This window comes from Flavobacterium sp. (assembly GCF_046153165.1).
In the GTDB taxonomy this organism is placed as follows: domain Bacteria; phylum Bacteroidota; class Bacteroidia; order Flavobacteriales; family Flavobacteriaceae; genus Flavobacterium.
In genome coordinates, this window is record NZ_JBJXEN010000038.1 from 19,864 (window position 1) to 28,136 (window position 8,273).

General features: G+C 31.2%; 6 protein-coding genes and 1 tRNA gene. 2 read left to right on the plus strand and 5 right to left on the minus strand.

Annotated features, from left to right (window positions below):
* Positions 1-11: 11 nt before the first annotated feature.
* The gene (locus tag ACKVOV_RS05020) at positions 12-1,247 is read right to left on the minus strand and encodes a hypothetical protein (protein WP_409205671.1); all 1,236 of its coding nucleotides are present in this window, start codon (positions 1,245-1,247) and stop codon (positions 12-14) included.
* The gene (locus ACKVOV_RS05025; protein WP_409205672.1) at positions 1,244-1,969 is read right to left on the minus strand and encodes a type III pantothenate kinase; all 726 of its coding nucleotides are present in this window, start codon (positions 1,967-1,969) and stop codon (positions 1,244-1,246) included. The genes ACKVOV_RS05020 and ACKVOV_RS05025 overlap by 4 nt, the downstream gene beginning before the upstream one ends.
* Before the next feature lie 100 nt (positions 1,970-2,069).
* Between ACKVOV_RS05025 and ACKVOV_RS05030 the strand changes: the two genes are divergently transcribed.
* Positions 2,070-2,142, plus strand: a tRNA-Phe gene (locus ACKVOV_RS05030).
* Positions 2,143-2,212: 70 nt separating this feature from the next.
* On the opposite strand, the gene ACKVOV_RS05035 is transcribed toward ACKVOV_RS05030, so the two are convergent.
* The 3 genes from ACKVOV_RS05035 to ACKVOV_RS05045 form a co-directional block, all read right to left on the minus strand.
* Positions 2,213-3,979, minus strand: a complete 1,767-nt coding sequence (locus ACKVOV_RS05035) for a DUF885 domain-containing protein (RefSeq protein WP_409205673.1) — start codon at positions 3,977-3,979, stop codon at positions 2,213-2,215.
* 129 nt (positions 3,980-4,108) lie between these two features.
* The gene (locus tag ACKVOV_RS05040) at positions 4,109-4,723 is read right to left on the minus strand and encodes a hypothetical protein (protein ID WP_409205674.1); all 615 of its coding nucleotides are present in this window, start codon (positions 4,721-4,723) and stop codon (positions 4,109-4,111) included.
* Positions 4,724-4,801: 78 nt separating this feature from the next.
* On the minus strand, positions 4,802-6,439 hold the full coding sequence (locus ACKVOV_RS05045) for a hypothetical protein (protein ID WP_409205675.1): 1,638 nt from the start codon (positions 6,437-6,439) through the stop codon (positions 4,802-4,804).
* Between the two features lie 183 nt (positions 6,440-6,622).
* Here ACKVOV_RS05045 and lepA point away from each other — a divergent pair.
* A partial coding sequence (gene lepA, locus ACKVOV_RS05050; protein WP_409205676.1) for a translation elongation factor 4 occupies positions 6,623-8,273 on the plus strand: 1,651 nt, incomplete at its 3' end.

The following is an 8,273-nucleotide window of genomic DNA, read 5'->3' on the forward strand; positions in this document are numbered from 1 at the left end:
ATTATATGTAATTAGTCGAATTTGCGTTTTACAAACCATTTGTCATTAAATGACATTCCAATAGACATATTTAAATAATTTTCACGAATAAGTCCTGCATTTGTCGTGCCTCTTTTACCATATTCTAATCCTAGATTAATATTAGAAAATGCTCCTCCTACAGGCAATCCAAGTCCTAAAGTAAGTGCTGAATCATTTATAGATTGATTATTAATTACTAAACCCGTACTCTCAGATCGAAGACCAGCTCTATATGTTACTTTGTTAAAATAGTTTGAAAAAGAATTATAATTAGGTGTATAATAACCTCCTAAAGAAAATTTAACTGCATTTTTGAACGAAACATTTGAAGCATATTTATTTCCAAAATTGCTAGTTCCTTGAAAAGTAGATTCAAACCCAACAAACCATTTTTTAATTTCCCCAAGTCCACCTCCGAATGATAATTTAGTTGGTAATTTTATTTTTGAATCACTTACCAAAATATCTTTTGAATCCCAAATTCTTTCTGACCCAGAAGAAGTATAAGTAATCACTGCTAAATTCTTTTGATTACTAGAGTTTAAACTAGTAGAAGGCGAAAGTGTTAGACTTGACACTAAATCATATTTTTTAAATTTAGTTTTATAAATCAAACCTGCATTAAGACTAATTCCACTATACTCATTTGTATTCAGTTCTCTAGATCCATATTGAGCATTGGACATGAATGCTGTAGAATTTGCTTCGATTTTACCAAAATTATATCCCAAATCTCCACCAACACTTAGTTTAGGAGTAATTTGATATCCAGCAGCTACAAAAACCTTATTTACACCACCTGTTCCTGAATATCTAGAACCATTTCCGCTTGCGTCTGTATTTTGAATTTTATATCCAACCGATGAGTAAGGCATCATACCTAAACTTAAACCCAATTTTCCCAAAGGAAAAGCCATAACAAGATAATCTAAAGAAGTTCTTCTTGCTTTTTCAGAACTAGAAGCACTGTTTAAAGATTCTTTATTATATGTACCTGCAACTCCAAATGAAGTTAATTTTAATGCCGACAATGATGCTGGATTTTGCAAGTTTACGTGAATACTATCTGGCAAAATACCCAAACCTCCCATAGATTTATTTTCGACAGTTCCTTGAAATTTCACATTCCCAATTCCGTAAAATGAATATGGAGATGCTGTACCTTCTTGTGCAAAACTATGAAGCGATAGCAGGATAAAACTGCTTAATAAAATTTTTTTAATCATTTTTGATATTGATAAAGATTGTTCAAACTCTCCAAAAGAAAATTTGAATTGGCAAATATGGTATTTTTTAATCGTTTAGCCAAAAAATTAGCGTCTCCACCAGTTAAAATTATGATAAAGTTTTCGTTTTTGCTTTTTATGGAGTCTATAAAACCATCTATTTCAAAAGTTATACCGTTTATTACTCCTGAGTGCAACGACTGATTTGTAGTATTCCCAATAACTTTTTCCGACTCTTCAATGCTTAATAAAGGTAGTTTTGCAGTGTAATTATGCATTACTTCATAGCGCAAACGAATCCCTGGTGAAATTGCGCCACCATGGTAAACATCTTTATCATCAATAAAATCATAAGTCACACAAGTTCCTGCATCAATTATTAATCTATTTTGTTTTGGAAATTGTAAAACTGCTCCAGCAGACAAAACCATTCTGTCTATTCCTAATGTGCTTGGAGAAATATAATTATTCTGAAAAGGAAAATTACTTTCTCTAGAAATAAAATTTATTTTTACTTGATTAGAAAACGATTGGAAAGCTTCTTTTTCTAGTATTCCAACAGAAGCAATCACTAAATTAGTGATTTTATCAAATTTTTTTAAAATATTTTCTATTGAAGTTTTGAAACTTTCATTTGAGAAAAAATTTACTTCAACGAGCGTATCCTGTTCAAAAACAGCACTTTTAATCCTCGTATTACCTACATCTATAATTAGAATCATTTGTTTAATATTGATTTCGCGAAGGTACGAATAGATTTTTTTAAAAATTTGTTTTGGATAAATGAAAAATGGTTCTATATTTGCACCCGCAACAAGCGACGGTACCTTAGCTCAGATGGTAGAGCAATGGACTGAAAATCCATGTGTCCCTGGTTCGATCCCTGGAGGTACCACAAAAAAATCCGAATAGAAATATTCGGATTTTTTGTTTTTAAACGTTAGTAAAAATACATGTTTTCGTATTTACTTCTCACTTTCGATCCAGTTGTTAATTTTATTTTCCAATAAAGCCAATGGCATTACGCCAGATTCTAAAACTTTTTGATGAAAAATTTTAATATCAAACTTATCTTTTAGTTCAGATTGTGCTTTTTTACGTAGCTCTATAATTTTTAGTTGCCCAATTTTATAGGACAAAGCTTGCCCAGGAATTGCCATATATCTTTCTACTTCTGCCGTTATACCATCTTTACTTTCTGCTTCATTATCTAAAGAATACTGAATCGCCTGCTCGCGTGTCCATCCTTTTGAATGCAAACCTGTGTCTACCACCAGTCTAATTGCCCTGTGCATTTCGTCATTAAGCATCCCTAAATATTGATACGGATCTTTATATAATCCTAATTCTTTTCCCAAACTTTCAGCATACAAAGCCCAACCTTCTCCGTAAGCTCCAAACCAATTAAATCTTCTAAAATCAGGCAATAGTGTATTTTCTTGTTGAAAAGACATTTGAAAATGATGACCAGGAATGGCTTCATGTAAAAATAAATCTTCGTCTTCAAGCACATTGTATTTAGTAGCATCAGGAATTGGTACATAAAAAATCCCTGGGCGTGTTCCGTCTGCTGTTCCTTGAATATATTCTGCACTTGAGGTTTGCTCTCTAAAAGCTTCAGTACGACGAATTTCGAATTTCGTTTTTGGTTGTGCTAAAAATAGTTTTTCTACATTTGGTTTTATTCTTGCATAAATACTTTCAAAATTCGCAATAACTTGTTCAGGTTTTGTAAACGGTTTTAATTCTTTTTTGTCACGAACATCGTTTAAAAACTCTTTTAATGTTCCTTTAAATCCAACTTGAATTTTCACTTTTTCCATTTCACCATTTAATCTTGCTACTTCTTTTAGACCTAATGTGTGTATTTCTTCAGGTTTCATGTTAGTTGTCGTCCATTGTTTTGCATAAATTGCATACAATGCCGATCCGTTAGGCAAACTTCCTATTCCGCTTGTAGTTCTTGAAGCTGGAAGATATTCTGTTTTTAGAAAAGTTGCCATTTTTTTATATTTTGGCATCAATTTTTCTGTAATCATTTTAGAGTAATCATTTTTCAATGCTATTTTTACTGTGTCAGAAAAATTAGCTGGCATTATTTTTATCGATGAATAAAACAAATTATCTTCTACTTTTGGTGTGATCTGATCTTGAAATTGTGGAATTACTTTTTCAGTCAATGCTTTTGGTAAAACCATTCCTTTTGTAATACCTTTTTTCATATAAACTATGGCAGAATCAAGCCAAATACTATAAGTATCCATTCTTTTCAAGAAATTTCGGTAATCCTTTTCCGTTTTAAAAGGCTGTGCAGCTGTTCCGCTGGCAAACTGTGACATTGTGAGATGTGTTCCCCAAAACTGATGAATTGGCATCAGATTCCCTTCTTGCTTCAATAAATCTTTTCCTACTGATGTTTCCCATTTGATAATTTCGTAACTGATTTTTTCTTCATCAGATAATTTTTCGGAATTAATCTCTGACAATTGTTTTTCATATTTATTAAAAAAATCTTCTTGCTTTTTAAGATATCCATCGGTCATTTCTAACTGTAACTGATCGTTATAATCATTAAACCCATTTAAGGTTGCGTCAAGAGGATTTAATTCGTTTTTTTCTTTAAAATAATTTTCTGTTAGGGTTTTAAAATCCTGTGATTTCTTATCCGATTTGCAATTGACAAATAACAATGAGATGGTCAAAATTGAAAATAAAAAGACTTGTTTTTTCATAATAAAAATGATTTTGAAAGGTAAAACTAAAAGTTTTTTTGGTTTATCGAGCTATAAAGTTTAAAAAAAAATGGGTTTAACTTTAATTAAAGTTAAACCCATTTTTTAAATATTGTGATTTTATAGAATTTATTCTTTATATGCTTTTTTCAAAAGAAGTCCAGCTAATGATTTTCCTGTTTTGGCAAATCCTTCACCAATTCTAGACTCATTACTAAAATTATTTCCATATTGATCTCCAGGTGCATTTTCACTAGAAATTTCTAACAAAACATTAGATCTATTTGCTGTTTCTACGAATTTTAAATTTGTCGTAACTTTTGCTGGTTGTTTCATCACCATAGCATCCCAACCCGGAAAAATCCAAACAGCATCAACAATTAGTGTATATTTTGCAGTTGTTAATCCTTCTTGAAAAGAAACTTCTTTTTTCTTTTTAGCCAATACAATATTTACTAATTCTAAAAATTTTGGTTGCCAAATTGTTTCTTTCGCTCCATTCCATTTCTTTTTCCAAATATCCCCAACACCTTTTGTTTTGTCGTTAAGTTCCTTAGAACGTTCTTCAACATATTGAGCTTCGGTTTTATTTTCTTTCAACAACGTTAATTTACTGTAATCAAATTCAATATTAATTTCTTTTTGACCAGCTAGAAAACCAAAATCTCCTTTTACTACTTCCATTTTTTGAGCCGTCATCATAGACGAAACGAATAATACTGCTAATACTAATACTTTTTTCATTTTTTTATTTTTATATATTCAAATGTAAATCTACAATAATTTATAATTATGTCATTAAAGAAATTTAAAACTTAATGATTAATTCAAATTAACCTTAATCATTATGTCTTCTTTTTTCTTTTTATATACTTCTAATAAAAAAGAGTTTTCGCTTGTTTTTACAATTCTATTTGTAGAAAATTGATAAATTTTAAAATCTTCTACTTCTCTAGAATTTAATATAGATCCTTTAGTTAAAGCGCCGTCTAAATCAGAAATTTTAACAGCTGTTAAATAACCCCCTTGACCATCAGCATGTCTTGCTGGTGCTTTATCTAGTGGTAAATCAATATTCTTAACATTGTCTAAAAAAACAAAATAATGGTTTCCATTAGTATTAAAATATTTATATGACATTCCTCCTTTACCAGCACCTCCAACTTGATTTTTAGGAATTTTTTTCATCCAACCTAATTTACCATCAGCATTAATTTTAGAAACTAGCATGTCGCAATAATGATACGTATATGTTGTTCTTGTTCCTCCTTGAGGGCTGTAAGAAGTGTGAGTAACAACGAAATATTGTTCTCCTACAAGTACAATACTTCCGTCTTCATTTACAACAAGATCTATAAGTTCTAAATCAGAAAATTTTGCATCATCTCCTTTTCGTTCTTTCTTTTCGTTCTTTTTCTTAGTTTTTTCACTTTCATACTGATTTAGAACTTCTAACGGAATTTCATGAAAAGTCTTGTCGTAAATAGTTCCATCTGGTTTTATTTTAAAAGCAATAATTCCGTCGCAATCGTCAAAATCTCCTTTCCCGTTACTGTAAAATCCGCCACAGATTAAGTAATCTTTACCTGTATCGAAAAGCCATAATTTATTAATAAATTTATCTTTATTATCAAATTTTGAAATCTCTATTTTATTAGAACCAGATTTAATAACAAACATTTCGATGTGATAATTTGCTTCAGTATCTTTTCTATTCTTTTTATCATCATTACTATCATCATGAAAAACTTTTGTAAGCAAATACAAATTCCCTTTATTGTCTAATTGATAATCAAGATTATTCATTCTTCTTTCGGTATATGGCATTGTTACCTCTGCTCCAGAAATTTTATTTAAACTCCCATCAAAAGCATATAACCCAAGAATATCAAAGCTTTTTGTATCTCTTTTTACTTCAGGTCTTTTTCTATACTGAATTAATACGTTTTTTTTGTCCTGTGATTGAAAAAAATCGAATTTGTCTTGTATTGACATTGAAAAGCCCATCGATCCAATAACTGATGTTCCTGCAATTTTCCCATCTACTTGAAATAGTAATTTAGACGTTTCTGAAAATTCTCCTTTATCAAAATCTATTTCGTTATAAAACAATTGCTCTTTATCATTATCTCCATCCCATGAAGAGTAGAAAAAATAATATTTCCCATTCAATTCTAGTATATCTTCTACCGAATAATTTTTAGGAAAAAACTTCTCATATAATTTTTCTTTTATAAAAGCAGGCTTGTCAGAATCAAATTTTTGAATTAAAATTTCTTTTCCATCTATTTTCAATGCCATCACTTCATTTCCTTTAGAAAAATAAATTTTCTCTTTGGCATCAAACACCTTGTAAGGCTCACTTACTTTGTATGAATAATCCGTTGATAAAGTCTTTTGAGAATGACTTTTTTGCAATGACAAAGTGAATACTATTAAAACACAAAGGAGTTTTTTCATAATTTGTAAATCTTTTTTTGTTAATTAAAATCTTAATAAGCCGACAAAAGTATCTATTTGAAAGTAAAAAAAATAATGATTCTATATTTATCTGTTTGTTCCACTTTGACACTGACTAACTTTACGTTATCTTTGCAGATTAAACACAATCGTGTTTTCTAGAAAATTTGACCGATACAGAAGATGAAGCATATTAGAAATTTTTGCATTATTGCACATATAGACCACGGAAAAAGTACCCTTGCCGACAGGCTTCTTGGCGCAACACAAACAGTTACTGCTCGTGAAGAAAAAGCTCAGTTGTTAGACAATATGGACTTGGAACGTGAGCGTGGTATTACTATAAAAAGTCATGCCATTCAAATGGAATACACCTATCAAGGGCAAGAATACATCTTGAATTTGATTGATACTCCTGGTCACGTAGATTTTTCTTACGAAGTTTCTCGTTCTATTGCAGCTTGTGAAGGAGCACTTCTTATTGTAGATGCAGCACAAAGTATTCAGGCGCAAACAATTTCAAACTTATATTTGGCTCTAGAGAATGATCTAGAAATTATTCCTGTTTTAAATAAAGTCGATTTACCAAGTGCTAATCCAGAAGAAGTCTCGGACGATATTATCGATTTATTAGGTTGTAAACTGGAAGATATTATTCATGCTTCAGGAAAAACTGGTTTTGGTGTCGAAAATATTTTGGCAGCTATTATCGAGAAGATTCCACACCCAAAAGGAAATATTGATGAACCATTACAAGCCTTAATTTTCGATTCACATTACAATCCGTTCCGTGGTATCGAAGTTATTTTCCGTGTAAAAAATGGTCAGATTAAAAAAGGTCAGAAAATAAAATTTATGGCCACTGGTAATGAATATTTTGCGGATGAAATTGGTACATTAAAACTGAATCAAGTTCCTAAAAATGTTATTTCTGCTGGAGATGTAGGTTATTTAATTTCTGGAATTAAAGAAGCTAAAGAGGTAAAAGTTGGTGATACACTAACCGATGCAAAAACACCTACAACCAATATGATTGTTGGTTTCGAAGATGTAAAACCAATGGTTTTTGCAGGAATTTATCCTGTTGACACAGAAGATTACGAAGAGCTGCGCAACTCGATGGAAAAATTACAGCTAAACGATGCTTCGCTAGTTTTTGCTGCCGAAAGCTCCGCTGCGTTAGGTTTTGGTTTCCGTTGTGGATTTTTAGGAATGTTACACATGGAAATTATCCAAGAACGTTTAGAGCGCGAGTTTAACATGACTGTAATTACTACAGTTCCCAACGTTTCTTACTTGGCTTACACCAAAAAAGAACCTGAAATTGGCATGATTGTAAACAATCCTACCGATTTGCCAGAACCATCAAGATTAGACCGAGTTGAAGAACCATATATAAAGGCTACCATTATTACCAAAGCCGATTTCGTAGGAAATGTAATGAGTTTGTGCATCGAAAAACGTGGTGTAATTACCAATCAAACGTACTTAACAACCGAACGTGTAGAGCTAAATTTTGATATGCCACTCGCAGAAATTGTATTCGATTTTTATGACCGATTAAAAACCGTTTCTAAAGGTTATGCATCTTTTGACTACTCGCCAATTGGCATGAGAACTTCAAAATTAGTAAAACTAGATGTATTGTTAAATGCAACTTCCGTAGATGCTTTATCAGCATTAATTCACGAAAGCAACGCATACCACATTGGTAAAAAAATGTGTGAAAAACTAAAAGAACTCATTCCTCGTCAGCAATTTGACATTCCAATTCAAGCAGCAATTGGAGCCAAAATTATTGCTCGTGAAACGATAAAAGCCTTAAGAAAAGACG